A 23,613-nucleotide genomic window follows, 5' to 3' on the forward strand; every position below is an offset into this window, starting at 1 on the left:
TCGAAAACGTTTCCAAGTCCATATACTATTATAGAATTGAAACGCTTACGTATTCAACAAATTTCGCTTAATTTTTTAATGAATGTTCAAATCCATTCCATTATAACAAGAAAGACGCACCGATGGGTACGCCTTTTTCACTTTTTGCCACTAAAGTGATATATCGTTTTGTTATTCTTCGTCCTCCAAGACGCGATAAGCCATGTCATAAAATTTCATTTGGCTGTTAATGGGTTGTGCGTTTTCCGTACGTTTGACATGCTCATACGATCCGTCATTCTTTTGTTCCCTCGCTTTGACATTGTCATTCAGCATGACCGATAGTATCTTTTGCAGTCGACTTTTAATCTCTGGTTCATGGATGGGGAATAAGAGCTCAACACGCTTGACCATGTTTCTTGTCATCATGTCAGCAGAGGATAAAAAGACGCGATCATCTCCATTATGGTGGAAATAATAAATCCGGCTGTGCTCAAGGAAACGACCGACGATACTAATGACACGAATGTTATCACTGAACCCCTGGATTCCAGGGCGAAGGCAGCAGATCCCACGCACGATCAAATCAATTTGCACACCTGCTTGAGAGGCTTCGTAAAGCTTCATAATTAAATTTTTATCCGTCAGGGAATTCATCTTTGCTATAATGCGTCCATTGCCATGCTGTTTTTGAAAACGGATTTCATTATTAATATACCGTATAAAGTCATTTCGTATATCAAACGGGGCCATCGACAGGTGGTGAAATTGTGGTTTTTCGGTGAACCCGCTTAAATAATTGAAAAAGTCTGTGGCATCAATCCCGAATTTCCGCTTCGCTGTGATGATTCCCATGTCTGTATAAAGCGATGCTGTCTGATCATTGTAGTTCCCTGTTCCCAGGTGAACGAAACGTTCAATTTTCTCGTTCTTCTTCCTGACTACCAAGGTGATTTTGCTGTGGGTTTTCAAATAAGTCATTCCATAAATCACATGACAGCCCGCTTTTTCAAGTTCCTTGGCCCATTGAACATTGTTTTCTTCATCAAAACGCGCCTTCAGTTCTACAAGTACAGTGACTTGTTTTCCTTTTTCCGCTGCGCGCTTAAGGGCATCAATGATAGGTGAATCTCCACTTACCCGGTATAAGGTCTGTTTAATGGCCAATACGTGAGGATCGTCCGCTGCTTCTGCTACGAAGTCAACAACAGGTTCAAACGATTCGAACGGATGGTGGAGGAAAACATCACGCTCCATCACTTGATCGAAGATATTTTCATCACTACTCAGATCCCGTGGAGGCTGAGGCATGAGCGTTTCGTAATAAAGGTGATCCTTAACGTCTTCAAACGTTTTATGGAATTTGAATAAGAAAGTTAAGTCCAGTGGTCCATTTGTGATGTACAAGTCATCTTTATGAATTTCCAGGACTTTCAACAAAAAGTTGATCAATTTCTCGTCATACTTTCCATCTCGGACTTCCAGCCGGACTGCCGCTCCCCACTTCCTTTTCTTCAATTCTTTCTCAATCTCTTTTAGTAAATCACGTGCACCTTCTTCATGAATCGTCATATCGGCATTTCTTGTTATTCTGAATTCTGTGATCGATTCAACTTCATACCCTTTGAACAATTTGCTCATAAAATGGCCGATGATTTCCTCCAATAGAACGTATTGATACTTATCCTCGTGATTCACAGTTACGAACCGATCCAGTACGGAAGGGACTTGGACAATCGCCGTTTTCGTTGCTCCTTCCCGATCAAGTTCGTCGCGGATGACGACAGCTAGATTGATGGACTTATTCAAGAGCATTGGAAAAGGACGATAGGCATCTACCGCCATTGGGGTCAACACAGGAAAAATTTCTTCATCAAAGTAGGTTTCAAAACGTTGGATCTCTTCCTTTGTCAGGTCATCAATAGACAAAATGGAGATCCCCTCTTGTTCCAATTCCGGTTTCATCGACTGATAGGCCGCATATTGTTTTTCCACATTTCTGTGGTTCATCTCAGCGATCTTCCTCAGCTGCTGCTTCGGCGTCAAGCCCGCTTTGTTTTCCGGTTTATTGAAACCAGCTTTGACTTGGTCTTTCAGTCCCGCGACCCGCACCATGAAAAACTCGTCAAGATTGGAAGATACGATAGCTAAAAATTTCAACCGTTCCAGCAAAGGGTTGTCCATATCAAGAGCTTCATCCAATACCCGCTCATTGAAGCCTAGCCAGCTGAGCTCTCGATTGTTATAAAAAAGTGGATTGTCCAATTCTTTTGTTTTTTGTTCTGTTGACATTACGCACACCCTTTACACATGTATTCACATTCAGCTTAGTACATCACTATATTCCACATTTAAAGGCAAAGTTAACTTTTTGTAAAAAAATGATTAAATATGTCGAAAGCTTAGATGAGAAAAAAGAATGCCAAAAAAAGCAGCCCGGGACGGACTACTTTTTATTTTTCACAAAAAAGAGCTCAATAGTCTTCTTCAAGGACTTTTCCAAATGTTTTTTCTGCTTTTCTGCTTGATATTCTTCAGGCATGTAAGCACCGTTACAATAGAGTGTAACACGGAGGTCCTCCCCATCATTGGATAGCTCCAGTTTTTCCACTGTTTGCCTGCGAGTGCTGTCCAGACTATAACAAAACTTCAGCATCGAACCGAGAAGGCGGATTTTTTTCCGTTCATCTTTCAAAAACCACTCTTTGTATGGATCAAGAAATTGCTTGAAAACCGTCTTGTTTTTAAAAGAGGCCATCAATGCCATCCGTAGTCTCTCCATATGCATGAGTCCATCAATCGTACGGTTAGCAAGTAGATAAAAAGTATGCTGAGAGCTTGATTCATTATCAATATATTCACCAAGATTGAAGACATAGCTCGCTCTTTTCACTTCCTGCCAGTCCCTTTTCCTAAGAGAGCCGATCCCACGATCATGGAGCTGATGGAACAAATCATGGGCAAGGTGCTGAACATGCTGGATGTGTTTCACATTCAGCTCATAATCACTGATGAGTTCCTGGATGCTCTCCTCTAACACATTTGGAAATAAGGCTGTTCCCATATCACTCGTTAACTGTTCGAAAAAGACACCATCACGCAATCCTTTTCTGCTTAAGATGAAACCTGAAGCATGGGCCGTATCATATAAAGAATGGAAGACTTCAGTTGCGGGAAGGATGATGTCCGCACGGTCCTTCGATAACCCTTCAACCTTCTGTAACTTTTTCATATTCAAGGTGAAAAGATAGTTCTTGATAAAAGCGAGGTCACTGTCCTTCATTTTATATTGATGGAGACCTGCAAGCGGGTATTCTTTCAAGTTCTGATCGATTTGGACGAGGTTACGTGCGCCACCCCCAATTCCGATCAAAGGAACGTTCTTTTTCTTGAGCCAAGGAAGAGATTGAAATTGTTCAACCAAATATTGACGAAGGTCGGACATCTCTTCCTCTGTAGGAAGGTCCTTTTTAAAGAAATCTTGTTTAAGTGTTAACGCTCCGAATGGGAAACTATGGGATTCGATCAATTCCCTGTCCTTAAAATATGTAACTTCCGTACTTCCTCCACCGATGTCGACAGTAATTCCTTCTGTCACAGGAGTCGAATTGACCACAGCCAAATAACCATAATAAGCTTCCTCCTGATCAGAAAGGATGCGCATATCGAATCCTGTATGTTCGGATACCTGGTGAATGATTTCAGCTTGATTTTGTGCTTGTCTGATGGTAGCGGTCGCTACACAGACCATTTCCTCTAAAGGGTAAGACTCTGCGACTTCTTTAAAGCTTTTTAATGTGCTTAAAAGGATTTGGATACCTTCCGTTGATAAAAGGCCATCGTCCATGAGGTGATTCCTCAATCTGGCAACGGCTTTCACATTTTCCACTTCCCGAAGACGTCCACCTTTTTCCCTCAAATAAATGACTAGACGCATTGTGTTCGATCCGACATCAATAATTGCGTAATAACTTTTGGCCATCGTCTCACCACACTTCATTTTTTGCCATTATACCACAAGAAACCGCCCTCTTAATATAATAAGAGAGCGGTTGGGTGTTTGTTATTATCTATTCAGTAAGCTACCGACATACTTCAATAATTCATTGGCAGAGCTTGAGTTATATCCGTGTTCATCGATAAGAGTCGCGACAACTTCATTGATCTTCTTAAGTTGCTGCTCATCCGGCGTCTTCGTAGAAGTCGTGATTTTCACAACATCTTTGAGGTCTGCGAATAACTTCTTCTGAATCGCTTCGCGTAACCGCTCATGAGACTGATAATCGAACTTCTTGCCTTTACGAGCATAAGCGGAGATGCGGATTAAGATTTCTTCACGGAACGCTTTCTTCGCGTTTTCTGATACACCGATCTGTTCTTCTATGGAACGCATGAGGCGCTCATCCGGATTCAATTCTTCTCCTGTCAGCGGATCTCTAAGCTTGGCTTTATTACAGTACGCCTCTACATTATCCAAGTAGTTATCCATTAAAGTGACCGCAGACTCTTCATAGGAGTAGACAAAAGCTTTCTGTACTTCTTTCTTCGCAATTTCGTCGTACTCTTTTCTAGCAAGGGAAATGAAGTCAAGATAACGTTCTTTATCTTCGCTGGAGATGGAAGCGTGGCTTCCGAGACCATCTTTCAACGAACGGAGAACATCCAGTGCATTGATCGACGTCAACTCTTTCTTAATGATCGTAGAGGAGATGCGGTTAATGACATAACGAGGGTCAATGCCGCTCATGCCTTCATCCGCGTGCTCTTTTTTCAACTCCTCCACATCAACATCGCTGAACCCTTCTAAAATCTCACCATCATACAGACGCATTTTCTTTAATACATCGATAGACGCTTTCTTAGACTCTTTCAGGCGAGTCAAAATCGTAAACATCGCAGCGACCCTCAGCGTATGCGGGGCAATGTGAACATCCCTGATATCACTTTCGCGAATCATCTTTTCATAGATACGTTCTTCCTGACTTACTTTCAAGTTATAAGGAACAGGCATGACAATCATCCGGGAATGCAAGGCCTCATTTTTCTTATTGGCTATGAAAGAACGATATTCCGCTTCGTTCGTATGGGCGATGATCAGCTCATCTGCCGAGATGAGGGCAAAACGTCCAGCCTTGAAGTTTCCTTCCTGCGTTAAGCTGAGCAAGTGCCATAAAAATTTCTCATCACACTTCAGCATTTCCTGGAACTCCATAATCCCACGGTTCGCTTTGTTCAATTCACCGTCAAAACGATAGGCTCTAGGATCTGATTCGGAACCATATTGAGCAATCGTAGAAAAGTCGATGGAACCCGTCAAGTCTGCAATATCCTGGGACTTAGGATCAGAAGGGCTGAACGTTCCAATGCCTGTACGCTTATCCTCTGAGAAAAAGATACGTTCAACTAAAACGTCTTCAATCCTTCCCCCATACTCTGTTTCCACTCTCATGGTATTTAATGGAGATAGACTGCCCTCAATCCGAATTCCGTACTCTTCCTGAAAATCTTTACGCAGATGGTTCGGAACAAGATGTAAAGGGTCCTCGTGCATCGGACAACCCTTGATCGCAAAGACAGCCCCTTCATCCGTATGCGTGTATTTCTCCATCCCACGTTTAAGTAGATTAACAAGCGTTGACTTACCACCACTGACAGGTCCCATCAATAAAAGGATACGTTTTCTAACATCCAGTCTTCTTGCTGCAGGGTGGAAATATTCTTCTACAAGCTTCTCCATGGCCTCATCCAAGCCATAGATATCCTCATCGAAAAACTTGTAACGCTTATGATCGTGCTCTTCTGCTACTCCCGCACTTTTAATCATATTGTAAACGCGGGAATGGGCGGATTGAGCTAAATACGGACGCTCTTTCAGCAATTCCAAATATTCTGAGAATGTACCTTCCCATTTCAGTTCTTCTTCTTGTTCCCGGTGGTCTTGTATTTTCTTTAAAATGTCCACTTCGCGACCTCCCCCGTCGTAAGAGACGAATTTTAATACATCCTATGCCTGGCTACTGTAAAACATGTGTAAATGAATACGAAATGCGGAGGCATCCTGGTAGACGCGACAAGCATAAGACAAACGGTGCAGTGGTGCGTTCTTTCACCACGGAAGCGGTTGACTTATGTCTCGAGCGGCTGGATGCCGGAGCTGGACACAAAACGAGAAATGTGGAGGCGGCCTGGTTAGACACGACAAGCATAAGACAAACGGCGCAGTGGTGTGTTCTTCCACCACGGAGGCGGTTGACTTATGTCTCGAGTGTCTGGCCGCTACAACTGAATAAATACGTACAAATCCTGCTCATTGACTGCGGCTGCCTGAGGAACATAACTTTTCCAATAAAAAAACGTGATTGAAAGACAACTTAGAATTGAGGGAAATGCCCTCTTATCCACCCTATGGCCTCTCTCGTCCATTCATGACAGAAAAAAGAGGACTAACATGGAAGTCAGTCCTCTTCGTAATCCTTTTCTTGAATATACCTGCGCCTTTTAGACAATCCCATAATCAAAAAAGCAACGAATAGAAACAAATTGAGCCAGCGAAAATCATCATAAAATATAGCTAATAATGCCCAAATGGCCGCACTGATTAAGAAAAGGATGCTGGAAATCAACGTTTGGCTCACAATCATCCCTCCTTCCTTTATTATAAATCAATAGACCCGGATTGTATGTCCATTTTTTCGCAATGAGCAAGTAGTCCTAAAGAATGCGTGATCCCTTGATTAGTAAATTTTGACACGATGATATCCCCTTGTTAGAATTGTTACGAATATTTTAATAGGATAAAGTGCTTGCTACACAAAAGAAAGAAGGACTGCAAATGGAAACATGGTACTTTGTCGATTCAGGTCATTGCTCCCCTGCTATGAACATGGCATTGGATGAAGCCTTAATGAATTGGCACCGCAATGGAGACATTCCTCCTGTACTCCGTTTTTATGGATGGGAGCCTGCTGGATTATCTGTAGGATACTTTCAAAAAGTCAAAGGAAAGATTGATTTAGAGGGAGTTCAGAAGCATGGGTATGAACTTGTTCGCCGTCAAACGGGAGGACGAGCTGTCCTACATGACAATGAACTCACATATAGTGTAATTGTGTCAGAAGATCACCCCGATATGCCGGACTCTGTGAAAGAAGCCTATCTTGTTCTATCCAAAGGTTTGCTTGAGGGATTCACAAACCTTGGCATCCAAGCAGAATTCGCTGTTCCGGATGGAAAGTTAGATGTCGCAGGATCCGCTGTATGCTTTGAAGAACCTTCCTGGTATGAACTGATTGTTGAAGGTAAAAAAGCAGCGGGAAGCGCACAGACAAGAAAAAAAGGAATTATCCTTCAACATGGATCCATCCCCATTGATGTTGATGATGTTAAACTATTTGATATGTTTATCTATAAAAATGAACGCATTAAAGAACGCGCTCGAAAAGCCTTTGGAGACAAAGCCGTAGCCATCAATCAGATTGTCGAACAACCAGTAACCTTTACTGAGACTAAAAGCGCTTTTAAAGATGGGTTTGAAAAAGGACTGGGGATTAAGCTAGAGCCTTTTACACTGACAGATGCACAATGGAGCGAAGTCAGAAAGATTGCCGAAGACCGTTATGAGACCGACGAGTGGAACTACGCTCGCTAACGAATAAGGAGTGAACAAATTGGCCAAAGATCAAGAGTACATAAGAAAACCAGAATGGCTGAAGATTAAAATCAATACGAACAAATCCTACACAGGCTTGAAAAAGCTGATGCGTGAAAAAAAACTCAATACTGTATGTGAAGAAGCTCGTTGTCCAAACATTCACGAATGCTGGAGTGAAAGAAAAACGGCGACTTTCATGATTCTTGGAGATACTTGTACACGAGGGTGCCGTTTCTGCGCAGTTAAAACAGGTCTCCCTAACGAACTAGACTGGGGCGAGCCGGAACGTGTTGCTGATTCTGTGGAAATCATGGGCCTTAAACACGTGGTCGTGACGGCTGTAGCACGTGACGATTTGAAAGATGGTGGTGCAGCCGTCTTCGCGGAAACAGTAAAAGCAATCCGCCGTCGTGTCCCTGGATGTACCGTTGAAATCCTCCCTTCTGATATGAAAGGGGATTATGAAAGCCTCCACACACTTATGGATGGAGAACCCGATATCTTCAACCATAACATCGAAACGGTAAGACGCCTGACGAAAAAAGTCCGTGCCCGCGCGATGTACGATCGTTCTTTGGAATTGTTGAAGCGTGTGAAAGAGATACGCCCGAATACTCCGACTAAATCAAGCATCATGGTCGGCTTAGGTGAAACGAAAGAAGAAATCGTTGAAGCGATGGACGACCTTCTTGCCCATAACGTGGATATCATGACAATCGGTCAGTATCTACAGCCGACGAAAAAGCATTTGAACGTCGAGCGTTACTATCACCCGGATGAATTTGAAGAGTTGAAAAAGATCGCACTGGAAAAAGGATTCAAACATTGCGAAGCAGGTCCTATGGTCCGTTCTTCTTATCACGCGGATGAGCAGGTAAACGCTACATCTGCCCAGCGCCGGATCAAGTATATGCAAGGATACGAATCCCAAGGAAAAGAACTCGATACAACAAACTTCTAAAAAATGACCCCTCATGAAATCAATCATGAGGGGCTTTTATTTTACCATGGTCCTCCGTAATAAGGAGGTCGGTTATACCCATATCCTGGTCCACCGTATCCGGGTCCTCCACCGTAGTAAGGTGGTGGCGGAGGCGGGGGTCCAAATCCTCCATAAAAACCTGGCGCAAGAGCTCCACCCAGGAAACCACCGAGCAGTCCGCCAGCAAAAGGCCCTAAAAAGAAGAAACGTTCATCTTCATCGCGGAAATCCTCTTCAATTTGGTACGGATTGTAATAATATTGGTAATGGTTCATTCATGCTCCTCCAATCCATCCTTGGTTATTCACCTACCCTTCACTCTATGTAAACGCCCGCCCTGACGTATAGGCAAGTGTCATCAAGCAAAGGATAATTTTAACTGGACAAACAATTCACATCCCCAGATAATTAGGGTATAATATAATTAATCATGCTTGTCTGGCTACATAAAGGAGGATCACTCATGAATCTTACATTGATTATTCTTGTCTGTGTCGCATATCTTACCGCTATTTTTAGTGCCGGATATGATACAAAACCAGGTACGCCAAAAAAATAAGCCCTTAAAACGCATCCGATATGGATGCGTTTTTTTGTGTTTGATTTGTAGGGGTTGGCCCTTTAAGGTACCAGGTACACAGAACGTCAGGATTGGTGTCAGATTTGCTGTTCAAAGAAAAAGACGACCACGATCGGCCGCCTTTCCGCTTCATTTGATTAAATTCGGGTGACCTTGTTGTCTCAGTGCTTCAAAAAGAATGATGGAAGCCGTATTAGACAAGTTCAATGATCTCACCTGGTCAGTCATGGGTATTCTCAAACAACGGTCCTCCAACCCTTCTAACAGGTCTTTAGGAATCCCGTCACTTTCACGTCCGAAAACGAATAACAAATCCTGCTCCACATCACTGAAGTCAAAATCCACATAAGACTTCGTGCCGAAATTCTCAATATAGTAAAATTCCCCTTCAGGAAATGCATCATAAAGTTGTTGGATGGAATCATAATAATTCACATTGACCTTATGCCAATAATCCAACCCTGCACGGCGGACCATTTTGTCGTCTGTCGAGAAACCGAGGGGACGAATCAGGTGCAGTTCCGAATTTGTAGCAAGACATGTGCGGGCGATATTGCCCGTATTTGCCGGGATTTCCGGTTGAAAGAGTACAATATGGTTAGGCATGCGTTTCACCTCAGTCTAATCTTAGTCAACTAGGCTATTATACCATACTCTTCACCCGTCGATTTTATAAAATTTGTACTGAATATCAGGAGTGTAGGCTGTAGAATCTTCATACGCCCAATAGCGGTGCCGGCTGTTGGATGTGTGAGCATTCACAAGCGGCATGCCATTGGCGTCTTTTTTGACGACGAAGGTGTTGTGATCAAACCTTCCATCCCCCTGAAAATCATAGCAAATGACATCACCTGGTGAAAGTTGCTCGGCAGAAGAAACCTCTGTTGCTGTGAGCCCTTTTCTCGCTCCTCCCAAATACCACCGGAGTGCATGCGCAACCGTCCAGCTATAGCTCCAATTTCCACTTCCATACCACCAGCCTCTTGTACGGTTCGGTGCTCCCCATGGTGTCGCTCCACCTGCCCGTATACACTGGGATACATAATTCGTACAATCGACATCAAAACTTCTATAGGCTGGATTGTAACTGTCCCACCAACGATCAGCATATCGAACAGCTTCTCTGCGGTTATAAGTGAATCTTGAGTGTTCTCGATCTTGATCCGTTGTGAAATCCATAGGGAGAGGCTTGGAAATCTGGTTTCCTTCAAGCCTCTCTGTCATCACTTTATGGTCCAATAACTCTTCTCCCATGAACCGTGCATTGCCATGATAATGACCTTCTTCTAAGAAATCATATCGTCCTGACTTGATAAGAAGTGATAAAGTTAAAAGATACTGAACGTGCGTTTGATTCTCATAAGCGACGCGGTGATATGGATGTATGTTAAACGTCAGGCGCTGCAGGCGCTGCCCGCGTTCCTCAATACCGTCTATTTTTTTTCTTAACCATTGGTGATCTTCCTGTTCGAACAGACGATCCATGATTCTTTCCCAGTAAACTTGCAGTTGATATGTATGACTCATGCCTCTCCCCTCCTTTTACATCTTATGAAAATCAAAGAAGGACATGAACATCAAAAAAGCAGCCCCCATTAAATTGGAGCCTGCTTTATTGATTTTGTTTAATCGTTTGATGCTCTTTTTCAAATTCCAATAGTTTCTGCTTTTTATCTAAACCGCCGGCATAACCGACTAACTTGCCGTTACTTCCAATAATCCTATGACAAGGGACAATGATGGAAAAGGGGTTTTGGTTCACCGCTCCTCCTACTGCTCGGATTGCTTTTGGAGCATGCATGGAAGAGGCGATATCCTTATATGATCTGGTTTCCCCGTAAGGGACATGATGGAGAAGCGTCCTCCATACTTGTCGTTGAAAATCAGTGCCGTAGCAGTTCAAAGGCACGTGAAATTCGTTGCGATGTCCTGCAAAGTAATCGGAAAGTTCTTTTTTCGTTTGTGCTACATATTTGTGTTCGGGGTCATACACCAGTTCGCCTTTGAGGAAATGCTTCTTTTTCCAAGATTGATAGGTAGTGAGCCGGTCTTCATAATGACCGTAGTCAATTCGGCAGACGCCTTCATCATTCGCTAGAACAGTCATTGGGCCCAAAGGAGTTTCGAATGTGTCATAGTATAAGAACGATTGATGGTTCATATTCAACCCCTTCTTCTTTAACATTTTTTTCTATTATACAAGAGCTTTCTTATATTGAAAAGGTACATTTGGTTACTGTTCTTGAAATTGGACGCCCTTTTCCATTTCATAAAGCACTTGTTCATCCTCTTCTTTTCCCATCGCTTCTTCGATGGCTGCAAAACATTCCGGTTTGCCAATCTTCCCAAGCCCCCAGGCTGCTGTTCCACGAATGACAGGTCGTGGGTCTTCCTTCATTAATCGAATCAACTCATCGATTGCCGTCTCGTCACGATAATGCGCAAGAGCGAGAATCGCGTTTCTTTGAATCGGTTTCTTCCCACGCCATGACCCTGAAATAAAACCGAACTTCTCTTTGAATTGACGGTTTGAAATGGATAACAGTGGGGTCAACTTAGGTTTGACGATTTCCGGATCTGGTTCAAATTCTTCATGATTATGAAAATCCTTCTTCCGGTTTTTAGGGCAAACGGTCTGGCACGTATCACAGCCATATAATCGGTTTCCGATTTTCGTGCGGAACTCATCCGGAAGGAATCCTTTCGTCTGAGTTAAAAACGCAATGCATCGATTAGCATTCAATTGACCGCCCTGGACGAGTGCATCCGTCGGGCACGCATCAACACAAATGTTGCAGTCTCCGCAACTGTCATCGACCGGTTCATCCGGGGCAAAGGGGATGTTCGTTACCAGCTCTCCAAGATATACATATGAACCAAATTCAGGAGTGATCACGGCACAATTTTTCCCACTAAAACCGATGCCCGCCCGCTCAGCTACCGCGCGGTCTGAAAGCTCTCCCGTATCGACCATGGACTTCAATTCCACCTCTGGGAATTTTTCTTGTATGAAGGCTCCCAAACGGTGGAGGCGATCACGAAGAACATCATGATAATCCTGTCCCCAGGAAGCTCGGCAGAAGATCCCACGCCGCTCGCCTTTTTTACTTTTAGGGGCATCGTGCATTTTTGAAGGATAAGCCAGGGCGATAGAAATGATGGATTGAGCACCGGGAAGCAGCCGACCGGGCTCCGTCCTCTCTTGCACAGACCCTTTTTCAAAGCCGGACTGATAACCAAGTTCCTGCTGACGTTTCAGTCGCGCTTTTAACTCACCAAAAACATCGGCAGAAGCAAACCCGATTTTATCAATTCCAATTTCTTTACTATATGCAATGACTTCCTCTTTGAATTGATGAAAATCCACCCTGACGCACCTCCCTTCTATCTTAAATCTTTCACTTTCGCTGTCCGGATCCGGTTCAGTGTAGCTGCAATTTCAAAACGTCTCGGTCTAGCCAGCTCTCCTGGATGCTGGTCTTTGAACGGGGCAAAGGAAGCGAGCCCTTCTTGATCCAATTGATGTTCAATCGTATCCAGTAGTTCATGAAGAGAATTTCCACGCTTCAGCACGCCTTTTTTATCTAAATGAAGCAGGATATCAGCAATCATCCTTGTCTGAGATGCATCTACAAGCTGTTCCACATGATTGAGCGCGATGTCTTCAGGCCCCATTAAAATTTTATGCATTCCTTTGGCCTGGACCTTTTCTTTCTTTCCTTTACGAGTTTGTAAGCTTTGAGGTAAGAAGGAACGTTTCGGCACAGCTCCAAAAGCATCATCATCCGATTCCATGCGGCCATTTGGGTACTTACTTGCGATTTGTTTCGCTTTTTCCGTAACATTATGAGGAATATACTGATCCATCATGATGACCTCATCAGCAACTTGAAAGTAATCCCCAGAACCACCCATAACAAGAATTGTAGAGACTTCCAATTCATCGCGCATCTGTTTAATTTTATCAATGAAAGGGGTAATCGGCTCTTTCTCTTTCACAACAAGCTCCTGCATGCGCTCATCTCGAATCATAAAGTTCGTAGCACTCGTATCTTCATCAATCAGAAGACTGGATGCCCCTGCTTCTAAAGCTTCCACTACGTTCGCGGCTTGTGAGGTACTGCCACTGGCATTTTCCGTTGAGAATCTTGTCGTATCTGTTCCATGGGGAAGGTTTTTAATAAATGGAGAAATGTCCACTGTCGATACTTGACGTCCATCTTCCGCTCTTACTTTTACTGCAGAAGGATCGGTCAGCACATATTCACGCCCATCCCCTTCTACATGAGGATACACGCCACGCTCCATCGCGTTCAACAGGGTACTTTTACCATGATAACCACCGCCAACGATTAACACAATTCCACGCTTCAATGCCATTCCTGTAATAGGCTCTTCTCTGTGAGGAAGATCAATCGCTACCCGGTTTGTCTCAGGGCTTTCAAACGGTACAGCCTCCCGCATCGGTCTCTGGCTGATGCCGCTCTCTCGCGGAAGAATGGAACCATCAGCCACAAATGAGATCCAACCATTTTTCTTCATTTCAGCAAGGATTGTTTCATGTTGATCTGCGAGTTGGCATACCGAATCAATTTCTTTATCTTTTATAGCAAAAACAGACTGGTTCATGATTTCTGGAAGAATGGAAAAGAAAAGCTTTTCGGCTTGTTTCCCATTGATCTGTCTACCATTAGCCGGCAGGCCTACCGTTAGACAAACGGTCACATCCTCGGCGTTTAAAGAAACCGACGTCCGTTCCAAAATTTCCTGTCCTGGTTGATCGATCGCAATCATACCACTTTTCCCTGAACCTTTCACACTGGTTTGAGTCTTATTAATGGTTTTCGCAACTGCTCTCGTAATCCTGTCCTCTGCATAGTATTTCCTGCGCGCATCTTTTTTCCACTCTAGAGAAGTTTCCCGTTCAGAATTCGGAATACGGATGCGTATTTTAGAAGGAGCCGCAAAAGGGTCTCCTTGAACATAGTCAATCATCAAGTCATATCTCTCGAATGAATACGTTCCTTGAATTTGTTTATAAGCCTTGTAGCTTTTACCATCGATTTGTTTCAAATGCTGCTGCAATTTTTTCATCATGGATTCCTCCCTCAAACGAATAGGTCTATTATAGGGTTTATCCAATTTTCATCAATAAAAAACGCAATGCTTCGTTACCCATTTAACGAAACACTGCGTTGGTTCACATAAGTATAAAATAATAGCATTGGAGCGGGTGAAGGGAATCGAACCCTCGTCATCAGCTTGGAAGGCTGAGGTTTTACCATTAAACTACACCCGCGTAAATTAAAATCATTATTCTTGTTTTGCTCAGGTCCAATCATGCCCCTTCCTCTTCTTGGTTATTCAAGGAAGGAAGATCCGTCGGGGCAACTCGTAGCTTATTCGGTTGAAGCTCAGCTCGTGGCTGAGGTTTTACCATTAAACTATACCCGCATAAATTAAAATCATTGTTGAGGTTCATTCCTCATCCGAGTTGTTCGGACAACTCTTATCGTTTACATTTGTAATCATAACATTCGAAATCTAGCGACGCAACATGAAATTTACGATTTTTTGTCGAAAATTAACTTCACCTTTACTTTAACAGTTTAATATATAGGTTTTCATATAGGATTCCAATAAAAGGCTGTTTCTAAACCCTAGCTCGTTCTTCCCGGTAATCTCCCTTATCCATGAAGCTTTGGTATGTGGAATGGGCGCAGAGGAATGACTCGCTCCGCCTCCCACTCTACACAAAGCCTAAAGTTTCCAAATACACCTTCCAGAAAAGTTAACCATTAAAGATTCATACCTCTCCCAAAACCGTATCAACGATCTTTAGTGTTTCAACTTTTCTTAGACTGATACACATAGATCATGGAGAACACTAGAAAAGCGATGAGGTGGATAGAGTCGATGAACAGTTTGAAGAGATCAACTAACGTAGTGGAATCCATAGGTTTCACCCCCAACAAGCATTTTAGCTGTGGTTCTGCTAAACATGTTGCTGTAAACAATAGAGCAATTTGAGTGAGTGAACTATTTTTTAAGAGATAGTGAGAAGAAGCTTTCCCTTATGGTTCCTCGTAATCTTATTTTTATACGATGCAGACATCAACATTTAAAAATAAGCAAATACTACGAATGCCATCCTTCCTTATCCTTTTCTTCAACGTAAAAAGAAACCGAGATGCAGCACCTCGGTTTCCTGAATATATAAATCTATTTTCCTTTTATAAAATCACCGTACTCTTCAATGCAGCGATTAAATGTTCAAAGTCTTCATCAACTTGCCTACGAACATCGTCCCGTTTGTAATCTTTGTTTTGTTCTTTAGAGTTTTCTGGTTCAATCAAAAGTGTACGTCCCTCCATAAAGGTGATTTCGATCTTACGTGGAGGAGTGTTTTCAGACAAACTGTAGTCTTCAAAGTATTCTTTCATAGAAATAATACGATCTGTAAACAAGGTTTCTTTTTTCAAAGCCATGTCCTGGGAAAGGCTGAGCACCGTTAACGTCCGATCATTACGATTCACAATAAACAGTTGTTGTTGGTCAGAATCGATGACCTCTAACAAACGGTATTGATCTGATTCAAATACCTCTTCCGTAAACTCAAGAATTGCCGCCGTCTTCAAATGACTTAACTCTTCCGTACCCAATCTTTCTTTTAGATGAGTGGACATGTATGAGTGACCTCCTTAATAATTTGTTCATTCTACTCATCCCCTTTACCTTGTATGTAAAAACATAAAATGAGAAAAATAAACAATTTTTACCATAACGAAAAAGGGGGTGGGGTTCCGAAGGGCTGATTCATTCGACAAACCCTCCCTTTTTCTACATTTTTAGATAAAGAATACAAATAAAAGGACACCCACTCCTCATCTATATTTTAAATAAGAGGGGCATCCTTCTCCGTTCGTTATTACAGACGCTCAGAAAGAGCTCTAAATGATTCTACCGCTTCTTTGTAATAAGTAAACTGGCGACTTTGAATCGTTTGCTCAAGTTTCTTGAGAGCTGTGGAGGCTAGTTGTTTTAAATCTTCATGACTGGTCATCTTTATCAGCTTTTTAATCATCACTTGCTTTTCTTTGGTGTCTTCCTCTACTTCCTTCCATTCTTCATCTGTATCGATGTGATGTTCTCCTAAGTCACCCTCTACGCCCCGTCCAAGACCATCGATCAATTGTTTCATTTCTTCATTGTCATCCATACTATTCCGAATAGATCTGATTGTTCTGGTATCAACAAGTTCTTCTTTCACTACCGCTTCCATTTCTTCAGGCTCTGCTTGATCTATAATCACCGTTTCGTAGGATTGCCGATCATCACTTGGCAGGGCTTGGACCTTCACACTCTCTTGTTGATCGACTTCCGTTAGTTGCCACACTCCAAACCCTAGTGCTAGGACACCAAGAATGGAAGTTCCTTTTACAAACTTACTCATTTTCCATCCCTTTCTCTATCTGATTTTTCTATAATTTTATATTTTCCGACACTTCATTGTAACGTAATTGTAACATTCCATGAAATAACAGTAAATAAAAAAAGAGAAGCTATCTTTAAGCTTCTCTTCTTGACTCAATTTATAGGTTTTCTAAAAATAACCGAATGACATCTGCACCGCCGATGAATGTCCCTAACGAACTTCCGATATTCGCAAGTACAACAACAAGAAGGATTCGAGTCACTTTATTGTTCCAAAATCCTTTGACACTTGTTACATCGTCAGACAATGTTTCAAAGTCCGCTACATTTGGACGACGGAAGTAGGCTTGTACAATTCCTGCAAACCAGCCTGCTGCAATCAAAGGATTCAATGAAGTAATCGGAGCCATGATAAATGCAGACACAATGGCCAAAGGATGCGCAAGGGCTGCGGCTGCTCCTAATGCGGAAAAAGATCCGTTCCAAAGCACCCAGCTTATGGTTTGTTGTGTACCCGCAGCCGGATTCGAAAAGAAAGTGTAGAGAATGATGGATACAATCAATACCGGGATACTCCACCCAATGATTTTCGGCACCTTTGATTTCGGGGGCCTTTGTTTCAGCTTCTTCAAATCGTGTTCTTTATGGATTTCTTCCTTGATTCCAGGTACATGAGCTGCTCCAAGGATTGCGACGATCTTTTCTCCTGGGGCATCTTTAATTTTCTGTGCAAGGTATTGGTCCCGCTCATCAATGAGTGGTTTCTTCAACTTCGGAAAGTTATCTGTCAAATCCTGGAGCATTCCATCCAGCATATCTTGAGATTTCATCTTTTCCAATTCTTCTTCAGAGATTTTATCGTTACTGAAGATGCCATAAAAGATGGACAATAACAGCTTCATCTTTCCTCCGAAGCCGATGTTGCCCCATATCCTTGAAAAAGTAATCTGGATATTTCGATCAGCTAGCACAAGCTCTGCTCCGACTTCTTCAGCTGATTCTATTCCCTGGATCATTTCCTGACCCGCTTGAATACCAAACTGCTTGGCCATTCGACGTTGAAAAGAGGAAATCGCTAAGTTGACGAGCAGCAAAGTCGCTTTTTTGTTCTTAATGACTTCAAAAATATCTGTGTTCTTCCAACGGTCACCATCTTGGATGGACTGAAATCTTTGTTCATCAAGTTCGACACACACCGAGTCCGGTCGTTCTTCTTCGATAACCGCTTTGACTTGTTCAGCACTTGCTTTTGAAACGTGAGCGGTGCCCACAAGAACGTATTCCTTATCATCTATATGAATTCTCGTAATGTTTTCTTCCAATGCAGACATCTGAACCTTCCTTTTTTGCTTTCCGTTTATTTGCTCTCCCCTCTCATATTAAACTAGATGAGCCCAAATGAGAATGCTTTCGACTAAAAACATGTCATTGACAAGCACCTTGAGGAAGGATAGAATCTCCTATAATTATATAAACCAATCCACCTTGCGTATAAATTTGGAAATAAGGTCCAAATGTCTCTACCGAACCACCGTAAATGGTTTGACTACGAGAGGGATATTCTTATCCTTCTCTTAATATCTGCACACGCGAAGGCTTTAAAAAGAGGAGGAGTAGAAAATGAAGATTGAAGCACTTACGAAAAAAATAAAGGTAGCCAATAAAGAATGTCCCGCCGATGTAGTCATTAAGAATGCGCAAATCGTCGACGTTTTTAATGGGGAAATTATTCATAAAGATGTAGCGGTTGTCGATGGCTATATTGCAGGTTTAGGGGAGTATGAAGGAAAAGAAGTCATTGATGCCCAAGGCCAGTACATGGCACCTTCTTTCATTGATTCTCATGTACACATTGAATCATCCATGGTCCCGCCTTCGGAATTCGCTAAAGTTGTCATCCCCCACGGTGTGACCACGGTTATTACAGATCCTCATGAAATCGGGAACGTCCTTGGAAAAGAAGGGATCCAGTTTATGCTGAATGACGCTAAAGGCCTTCCCATGGATTTTCATTTTATGCTTCCATCGAGTGTTCCCGCCACCCCTTTTGAAACATCCGGGGCTGAATTACAGGCCGATGACCTTCGACCCTTTCTAAATGACTTACAAGTGCTGGGGCTCGGAGAAGTGATGGATTATTCATCCCTCCAAAACGCTGATCCTCGATTATTGAAAAAAATTGCACAAACGAAAGAAGCGGGTGGCCATGTCGACGGACACCTTGCCGGTTTGAATGAAGATGCGGTCAATCTATATACGAGTGCAGGCGTCCAAACCGATCATGAATGTAATACACCAGAAGAAGCACTGGCACGCCTTCAGCGAGGCATGTATGTGAGTATCCGTGAAGGTTCCGCTGCCAAAGACCTGCACGCCCTTTTGCCTATAGTGAACGAAAAGAACGCCAGGCGTTGTCACTTCTGTACAGATGATAAGCACATCGATGATCTCATAAATGAAGGAAGCATTGATCATCACATCCGTTTAACAACAGCCCAGGGTTTTGACCCGATTACCGCTATCCAAATGGCCACATTAAACGCGGCCGAATGCTATGGACTACATCATAAGGGAGCGATTGCGCCAGGCTACATGGCGGACTTCTTATTTTTTGAAGACTTACATGCACTGGAAGTGACACAAGTTTTTAAGAGAGGAAAAAGAGTGGCTTCCCAAGGAACATTAGTAAAGGATTTACAATCTTCGTCTCCAAGTTCTCAAAAAATCACAAACAGTGTTCATATTCCAAACCTTGCAAAAGAACAATTGCGTATTACAATCAAGGACTCTCAAAAAGGAAACATCATAAAAATAAACAAAAACCAAATTCGAACAGATCACCTTATTGAAAAAGTTGAGGTGGAATCAGGAACCTTTCAATCTTCTGTTAGCAAAGACCAATTAAAGTTGGTCGTCATAGAGAGACACCACCAGACGGGGAATATCGGTCTTGGGATTGTGAAAGGGATGGGACTTAAAAAAGGAGCGATTGCAACAACCATTGCTCACGACTCTCACAATATCGTAGCCCTAGGCACCAACGATGAAGATATCATCAAAGCAATCCATCACTTAAGGGAAATTGGCGGAGGAATGACCTTATTTCATGCAGGAACCCCCCTCTCCTCTTTGCCCCTACCAATCGCTGGCTTAATGTCCGATCAAGGGTACGAGGATGTAGCTCATCAATTAGCAGGCATTCACAAAGATCTGTCTACCCTTGGCTTTACCAATGACTTCAATCCATTTCTCACCCTGTCGTTCCTGACGTTACCAGTCATCCCAAGCCTCAAGCTTACGGATAAAGGCCTTTATAGCACAAAAGAAGCAAAACACATCTCTGTATCTATTTAAAAAGGAAGAAGCCAGGCAATCGCCTGGCTTCTTCCTTTTGGTTAACTGGAATTGGACTTACCCGTCATCTCTCTACTTACTTTTTCGACAATTCGGGAAAGATCTTCATCGATTCTCGCACCACTGAACCTCATGACAGTCCAGCCATGATTCTTAAGATAAGATTCTTTTTCCCATTCATCTTCCCACACATCGGAAGTAATGAGAAAGTCGTGTTCTACAGCTTCTACGGCAATTTTCAATTCTGGAAAAGCGACATCAACCGTGTACTTTTCCACCTGATAACGCAACGTAGGCTTTAAACCATAAGCAAGAAACCCTTCATATAATCTCCGGCCTAAATTTGAACTGATTCCATCCGCTCCCATTTCCTCTGGCTGCTCCTCATTTCTGACTCGTAGTGTCAGTACAATAGCAAGGATCAATAAGGTCATAAAAGCTGCATACTCGATAAACATGGTTATGTTCATATTCATCACCCACTACCATTCTATCCAAATGCCCCCTGTTCTTATTCATCGGACCTTTCAGTTTTAAGAAGAGTCAAGTGTGACAGAAAAAAAGAAGCTGAAGGAGAGCCTTCAGCTTCTTAACACTTTTATTCTTCAAATACTTTTCGGATATCAATTTCAACGGTTTCGTCTGAATCAGTATCTTCTTCAGAATCAGCTTCCTCTTCAGAACCAGCTTCCTCTTCAGATACGACTACTTGAACAGCAGAGTTTTCGGAAGCATTCAACTTCGCTTGTTCACTAGCTTTTAAACGTGCCATTGCTTCAAATTTCATTTCTACAGCATGTTCTTCGTCTTGATCCTTTTGTTCTTTAGGCTCCTCTTCTTCTTTAGATGTTTCCGTCTCTTCTGAAGTGGTTCCCTCTTCCTCTTTGGTGCCGTCTTCTTTAACTACAGAAGTATCATCTGATTCAGATTCTTCGTTTGTATCTTGATCCTCTGTGTTCTCTTCCACTTCTTCTTCATTAGAATCACTTTGTTTCTTTTCTTTAGGACCATGGACAGCAGAATTAGGCGATGCGTTTTCTTTTGCTGTTTCACTTGCTCGCTCGCTAGCCATAGAACGTGACATGTCTTTATCAGTCTCTTCTTCTACTTCTGAAGATGTTTGCTCTTCATCTGTTTTGTCCGCTACCATTGGGGCAGTTTCTTCTTTCTCTTCTACTCTCTCATCAGTAGAATCAGGAAGAACGTTACTTTCTTCTTCAGAAGCGTGGACGGCAGATTTTGAAGCAGCATTTTCGTGAGCTTTGTCACTAGCCTTCTCACTCGCTTTAGACTGTGCTTTCTTAGTAGACGTTTCCTTAACATCAGATTGTTCTTTCTGTTTCTTTGTTTCTTGCATTTCAATCACATGATCAGGTTTTCCTTTCTCATCTTTTGCGGCTTCAGTAACCGTACCACCTGCAAATATTCCGACTGAAAGTACACCTGCTGTAATCATAGATTTTACGATCATAGATTTGTTGATAAAGTTCATGATTGATTCGCTCCTTTATTTTTAGGTATTTGTAAGTGTTATAAAAAATAAAGAAGCTCTTTTAGGTGGTTCCCCTGGGGGCGCATTCATCCACTGGGTACGCAATCTGTGGTGTCTTAAAACCAATTCCGTATGGTTCCCAGCCGATTCAGAAACGAATATGTATAAATCGCCCAATAACCATTGATATGTGGAATCGCCCTGCGTCCGATCTTTTCCTGTTTTTCCGTGCACCGATAAAGAACTCTGCTGGAGGACTCCTTCATTTCACATCGGCTTTTTTCCAGTAGGATCTTCAACTGGCGCTGGCAAATCCAGTAAGATATTTTTAACCGAATGATCTCTTTTCACGTCCGTCTTTCTGTTATCTAGGGCTTTTTCATTTTCTTTTGAAGATGTGCCCTTAACTGATATCTTATCTAATTCAGAGGAATCCACCACCGAAGATTTGTGTTCCTCTTGCTTCATCTTCTCTTTTACTTTTTTATTATGTACATGCGTTTTTGGTTTCTTATGTTTTTGAGGCGAAGAGATGGGTGGGCCAGATGATTTACCCTTGAAGTCATTTCTCTTAAACTCCCTATTCTTGCCTGCCTGCGAATTGCCTTTTTTCATAGAGCGATCCGCATTTTTATTGGTTTTAGTTTTTCTGTGATCTTTTGACTTTACTTCCTTAGAACGATCAGATGCACGAGTCGTTTGAGGAGAGTCTTCCTTTATACCCTGTTCGCTTACAACTTCGCTTGAGCTATTTTGGAGCTTTTCACCAGTGGGTGATTGTTCATTTTTCTTTCCCTTATTCAAATTCTCATCAGGTATTGATGCTTGTTTTCCATCACTATTGCTTTGATTTGCCCCTACCTGCTCTGGAAGTCCAATAAGAAAAGAGAGACAAGCCACAAGAGATAGAATGACACGTCCTAACAATTCTATTCACCTCCTTTTTAACCGTTTTCAAAATCACCGCTATAGTAGTTAGATCATTCGACAATTTTTGTGACCGTTTATTTACTATTTTTTTATATAGAAAATAAGTTCGTCCAGTGAGGCTTTTTCTTGAAAGCTTAAACCACTACTTTTAATCTGATGTTCAACACGTAATTCCAGTTGCAAGTATTAATTTATCTTATGAAAATATCTTCCGACGTTTTTTGCTCATGGCACGCTAAATCAGCACGTTATTCGTGTATATTTTGTAGAGTGTGAGTGTACAAAAAAGCTTCGCACTAATTAGTGCGAAGCTTTTTTACAACATTATAGTTGTCTAGTTAGTACCGGTGGCCGGGGTCGAACCGGCACTCCGTGAGGAACACGATTTTGAGTCGTGCGCGTCTGCCAATTCCGCCACACCGGCATGTGACTATGGAGGCGGCAACCGGAATCGAACCGGTGATAAAGGAGTTGCAGTCCTCTGCCTTACCGCTTGGCTATGCCGCCATATCACGTTCAATTACGATTGTATCATATTCAAATAAGAAAGAATATGTGATTTTTTTGGAGCGGGAGACGGGATTCGAACCCGCGACCCCCACCTTGGCAAGGTGGTGTTCTACCACTGAACTACTCCCGCAATTAAAGTGGCTGGCCCAGCTGGATTCGAACCAGCGCATGACGGTACCAAAAACCGTTGCCTTACCGCTTGGCTATGGGCCAATATAGGACAATCTTTAATGTAATAAATGGGGCGGCTGATGGGAATCGAACCCACGAATGCCGGAACCACAATCCGGTGCGTTAACCACTTCGCCACAACCGCCATAATTGAAAAGCAGGGGTAGTAGGAATCGAACCCACATTGACGGTTTTGGAGACCGTAGTTTTACCATTAAACTATACCCCTATTTGATTGAAATATAAATGGTGGAGGGAGTAGGACTCGAACCTACGAACCCGATGGGAGCGGATTTACAGTCCGCCGCGTTTGGCCAACTTCGCTATCCCTCCACGCTGAAAACTTTCAGATGGTGCCGGCCAGAGGACTTGAACCCCCAACCTACTGATTACAAATCAGTTGCTCTGCCAGTTGAGCTAGGCCGGCTAAATGGTGGCTCGGGACGGAATCGAACCGCCGACACACGGATTTTCAGTCCGTTGCTCTACCGACTGAGCTACCGAGCCAAACTATGTATTTAGTAATTAAA

Annotated in this window: 19 protein-coding genes, 10 tRNA genes and 1 riboswitch; of the genes, 3 read left to right on the forward strand and 26 right to left on the reverse strand. The window is 42.7% G+C overall.

Annotation, left to right across the window (positions count from 1 at the left end):
- Window positions 1-171: 171 nt before the first annotated feature.
- From HFA01_RS17265 to HFA01_RS17280, 4 genes are all read right to left on the reverse strand, one after another.
- Window positions 172-2,271 carry an RNA degradosome polyphosphate kinase gene (locus HFA01_RS17265; protein ID WP_146818576.1) on the reverse strand — a complete coding sequence of 700 codons (2,100 nt, stop codon included), beginning with the start codon at window positions 2,269-2,271 and terminating at the stop codon, window positions 172-174.
- Between the two features lie 154 nt (window positions 2,272-2,425).
- On the reverse strand, window positions 2,426-3,961 hold the full coding sequence (gene ppx / locus HFA01_RS17270) for an exopolyphosphatase (protein ID WP_146818578.1): 1,536 nt from the start codon (window positions 3,959-3,961) through the stop codon (window positions 2,426-2,428).
- An 84-nt stretch (window positions 3,962-4,045) separates the two neighbouring features.
- A complete protein-coding gene (locus tag HFA01_RS17275; protein ID WP_146818580.1) occupies window positions 4,046-5,941 on the reverse strand; it encodes a PrkA family serine protein kinase in 1,896 nt (631 codons plus the stop codon).
- 493 nt (window positions 5,942-6,434) lie between these two features.
- The gene (locus tag HFA01_RS17280; RefSeq protein WP_146818582.1) at window positions 6,435-6,614 is read right to left on the reverse strand and encodes a hypothetical protein; all 180 of its coding nucleotides are present in this window, start codon (window positions 6,612-6,614) and stop codon (window positions 6,435-6,437) included.
- A gap of 197 nt (window positions 6,615-6,811) precedes the next feature.
- Between HFA01_RS17280 and lipM the strand changes: the two genes are divergently transcribed.
- Together lipM and lipA are read left to right on the forward strand one after the other, a co-directional pair.
- Complete coding sequence (gene lipM, locus HFA01_RS17285; protein WP_281290524.1) at window positions 6,812-7,627, forward strand: octanoyltransferase LipM; 816 nt, start codon at window positions 6,812-6,814, stop codon at window positions 7,625-7,627.
- Between the two features lie 19 nt (window positions 7,628-7,646).
- Window positions 7,647-8,591, forward strand: coding sequence for a lipoyl synthase (gene lipA, locus HFA01_RS17290; RefSeq protein ID WP_146818584.1), 945 nt, complete (start codon window positions 7,647-7,649; stop codon window positions 8,589-8,591).
- A 41-nt stretch (window positions 8,592-8,632) separates the two neighbouring features.
- Here the strand turns inward: lipA and HFA01_RS17295 are convergent, their stop codons facing one another.
- The 10 genes from HFA01_RS17295 to HFA01_RS17340 form a co-directional block, all read right to left on the reverse strand.
- Complete coding sequence (locus HFA01_RS17295) at window positions 8,633-8,887, reverse strand: hypothetical protein (RefSeq protein ID WP_146818585.1); 255 nt, start codon at window positions 8,885-8,887, stop codon at window positions 8,633-8,635.
- 434 nt (window positions 8,888-9,321) lie between these two features.
- Window positions 9,322-9,798, reverse strand: coding sequence for a tRNA (uridine(34)/cytosine(34)/5-carboxymethylaminomethyluridine(34)-2'-O)-methyltransferase TrmL (trmL, locus tag HFA01_RS17300; protein WP_146818587.1), 477 nt, complete (start codon window positions 9,796-9,798; stop codon window positions 9,322-9,324).
- A 51-nt stretch (window positions 9,799-9,849) separates the two neighbouring features.
- The gene (locus HFA01_RS17305; RefSeq protein ID WP_146818590.1) at window positions 9,850-10,719 is read right to left on the reverse strand and encodes an amidase domain-containing protein; all 870 of its coding nucleotides are present in this window, start codon (window positions 10,717-10,719) and stop codon (window positions 9,850-9,852) included.
- An 85-nt stretch (window positions 10,720-10,804) separates the two neighbouring features.
- Window positions 10,805-11,353, reverse strand: coding sequence for a methylated-DNA--[protein]-cysteine S-methyltransferase (locus HFA01_RS17310; protein ID WP_146818592.1), 549 nt, complete (start codon window positions 11,351-11,353; stop codon window positions 10,805-10,807).
- Window positions 11,354-11,425: 72 nt separating this feature from the next.
- Window positions 11,426-12,559, reverse strand: a complete 1,134-nt coding sequence (gene queG, locus HFA01_RS17315) for a tRNA epoxyqueuosine(34) reductase QueG (RefSeq protein WP_146818594.1) — start codon at window positions 12,557-12,559, stop codon at window positions 11,426-11,428.
- A gap of 17 nt (window positions 12,560-12,576) precedes the next feature.
- Window positions 12,577-14,286, reverse strand: coding sequence for an ABC-ATPase domain-containing protein (locus tag HFA01_RS17320; RefSeq protein ID WP_146818596.1), 1,710 nt, complete (start codon window positions 14,284-14,286; stop codon window positions 12,577-12,579).
- 131 nt (window positions 14,287-14,417) lie between these two features.
- Window positions 14,418-14,491, reverse strand: a tRNA-Gly gene (locus tag HFA01_RS17325).
- 934 nt (window positions 14,492-15,425) lie between these two features.
- Entirely contained in the window at window positions 15,426-15,878 is a 453-nt protein-coding gene (locus HFA01_RS17330; RefSeq protein WP_146818598.1) for a hypothetical protein, read from the reverse strand.
- Window positions 15,879-16,120: 242 nt separating this feature from the next.
- Window positions 16,121-16,645, reverse strand: coding sequence for a hypothetical protein (locus HFA01_RS17335; RefSeq protein WP_146818600.1), 525 nt, complete (start codon window positions 16,643-16,645; stop codon window positions 16,121-16,123).
- Between the two features lie 139 nt (window positions 16,646-16,784).
- Window positions 16,785-17,957, reverse strand: a complete 1,173-nt coding sequence (locus tag HFA01_RS17340; protein WP_146818602.1) for a TraB/GumN family protein — start codon at window positions 17,955-17,957, stop codon at window positions 16,785-16,787.
- Window positions 17,958-18,093: 136 nt separating this feature from the next.
- Window positions 18,094-18,195: riboswitch (purine riboswitch) on the forward strand.
- Between the two features lie 51 nt (window positions 18,196-18,246).
- Here HFA01_RS17340 and ade point away from each other — a divergent pair.
- The gene (ade, locus tag HFA01_RS17345) at window positions 18,247-19,980 is read left to right on the forward strand and encodes an adenine deaminase (protein ID WP_146818604.1); all 1,734 of its coding nucleotides are present in this window, start codon (window positions 18,247-18,249) and stop codon (window positions 19,978-19,980) included.
- 41 nt (window positions 19,981-20,021) lie between these two features.
- Here the strand turns inward: ade and HFA01_RS17350 are convergent, their stop codons facing one another.
- The 12 genes from HFA01_RS17350 to HFA01_RS17405 form a co-directional block, all read right to left on the reverse strand.
- A complete protein-coding gene (locus HFA01_RS17350) occupies window positions 20,022-20,450 on the reverse strand; it encodes a DUF559 domain-containing protein (RefSeq protein ID WP_167506268.1) in 429 nt (142 codons plus the stop codon).
- 128 nt (window positions 20,451-20,578) lie between these two features.
- Window positions 20,579-21,472, reverse strand: a complete 894-nt coding sequence (locus tag HFA01_RS17355; RefSeq protein ID WP_146818609.1) for a hypothetical protein — start codon at window positions 21,470-21,472, stop codon at window positions 20,579-20,581.
- Window positions 21,473-21,739: 267 nt separating this feature from the next.
- Window positions 21,740-22,399 (reverse strand): hypothetical protein, encoded by a 660-nt coding sequence (locus tag HFA01_RS17360; RefSeq protein WP_146818611.1) that lies wholly within the window; start codon window positions 22,397-22,399, stop codon window positions 21,740-21,742.
- A gap of 345 nt (window positions 22,400-22,744) precedes the next feature.
- A tRNA-Leu gene (locus HFA01_RS17365) sits at window positions 22,745-22,826 on the reverse strand.
- A gap of 9 nt (window positions 22,827-22,835) precedes the next feature.
- Window positions 22,836-22,909: transfer RNA gene (locus HFA01_RS17370), tRNA-Cys, on the reverse strand.
- Window positions 22,910-22,967: 58 nt separating this feature from the next.
- Window positions 22,968-23,042, reverse strand: a tRNA-Gly gene (locus tag HFA01_RS17375).
- 8 nt (window positions 23,043-23,050) lie between these two features.
- Window positions 23,051-23,125 (reverse strand) — tRNA-Gln (locus tag HFA01_RS17380).
- Window positions 23,126-23,152: 27 nt separating this feature from the next.
- Window positions 23,153-23,228 (reverse strand) — tRNA-His (locus HFA01_RS17385).
- A 13-nt stretch (window positions 23,229-23,241) separates the two neighbouring features.
- A tRNA-Trp gene (locus tag HFA01_RS17390) sits at window positions 23,242-23,312 on the reverse strand.
- An 18-nt stretch (window positions 23,313-23,330) separates the two neighbouring features.
- A tRNA-Tyr gene (locus HFA01_RS17395) sits at window positions 23,331-23,416 on the reverse strand.
- An 18-nt stretch (window positions 23,417-23,434) separates the two neighbouring features.
- Window positions 23,435-23,510 (reverse strand) — tRNA-Thr (locus HFA01_RS17400).
- A 4-nt stretch (window positions 23,511-23,514) separates the two neighbouring features.
- Window positions 23,515-23,590, reverse strand: a tRNA-Phe gene (locus HFA01_RS17405).
- Between the last annotated feature and the right edge of the window lie 23 nt (window positions 23,591-23,613).

Source organism: Halobacillus faecis (assembly GCF_007991335.1).
Classification (GTDB): domain Bacteria; phylum Bacillota; class Bacilli; order Bacillales; family Halobacillaceae; genus Halobacillus; species Halobacillus faecis.

What these genes read in the sequence shown, in the direction of transcription:
- HFA01_RS17305 (WP_146818590.1), bottom strand. Translation starts at nt 10,719, where the DNA reads ATGAGTCATACATATCAACTGCAAGTTTACTGGGAAAGAATCATGGAT.
- HFA01_RS17330 (WP_146818598.1), bottom strand. Translation starts at nt 15,878, where the DNA reads ATGTCCACTCATCTAAAAGAAAGATTGGGTACGGAAGAGTTAAGTCAT.
- HFA01_RS17335 (WP_146818600.1), bottom strand. Translation starts at nt 16,645, where the DNA reads ATGAGTAAGTTTGTAAAAGGAACTTCCATTCTTGGTGTCCTAGCACTA.
- lipM (WP_281290524.1), top strand. Translation starts at nt 6,812, where the DNA reads ATGGAAACATGGTACTTTGTCGATTCAGGTCATTGCTCCCCTGCTATG.
- trmL (WP_146818587.1), bottom strand. Translation starts at nt 9,798, where the DNA reads ATGCCTAACCATATTGTACTCTTTCAACCGGAAATCCCGGCAAATACG.
- ade (WP_146818604.1), top strand. Translation starts at nt 18,247, where the DNA reads ATGAAGATTGAAGCACTTACGAAAAAAATAAAGGTAGCCAATAAAGAA.
- HFA01_RS17310 (WP_146818592.1), bottom strand. Translation starts at nt 11,353, where the DNA reads ATGAACCATCAATCGTTCTTATACTATGACACATTCGAAACTCCTTTG.
- HFA01_RS17265 (WP_146818576.1), bottom strand. Translation starts at nt 2,271, where the DNA reads ATGTCAACAGAACAAAAAACAAAAGAATTGGACAATCCACTTTTTTAT.
- HFA01_RS17355 (WP_146818609.1), bottom strand. Translation starts at nt 21,472, where the DNA reads ATGAACTTTATCAACAAATCTATGATCGTAAAATCTATGATTACAGCA.
- HFA01_RS17295 (WP_146818585.1), bottom strand. Translation starts at nt 8,887, where the DNA reads ATGAACCATTACCAATATTATTACAATCCGTACCAAATTGAAGAGGAT.
- HFA01_RS17340 (WP_146818602.1), bottom strand. Translation starts at nt 17,957, where the DNA reads ATGTCTGCATTGGAAGAAAACATTACGAGAATTCATATAGATGATAAG.
- ppx (WP_146818578.1), bottom strand. Translation starts at nt 3,961, where the DNA reads ATGGCCAAAAGTTATTACGCAATTATTGATGTCGGATCGAACACAATG.
- HFA01_RS17320 (WP_146818596.1), bottom strand. Translation starts at nt 14,286, where the DNA reads ATGAAAAAATTGCAGCAGCATTTGAAACAAATCGATGGTAAAAGCTAC.
- HFA01_RS17350 (WP_167506268.1), bottom strand. Translation starts at nt 20,450, where the DNA reads ATGAACATAACCATGTTTATCGAGTATGCAGCTTTTATGACCTTATTG.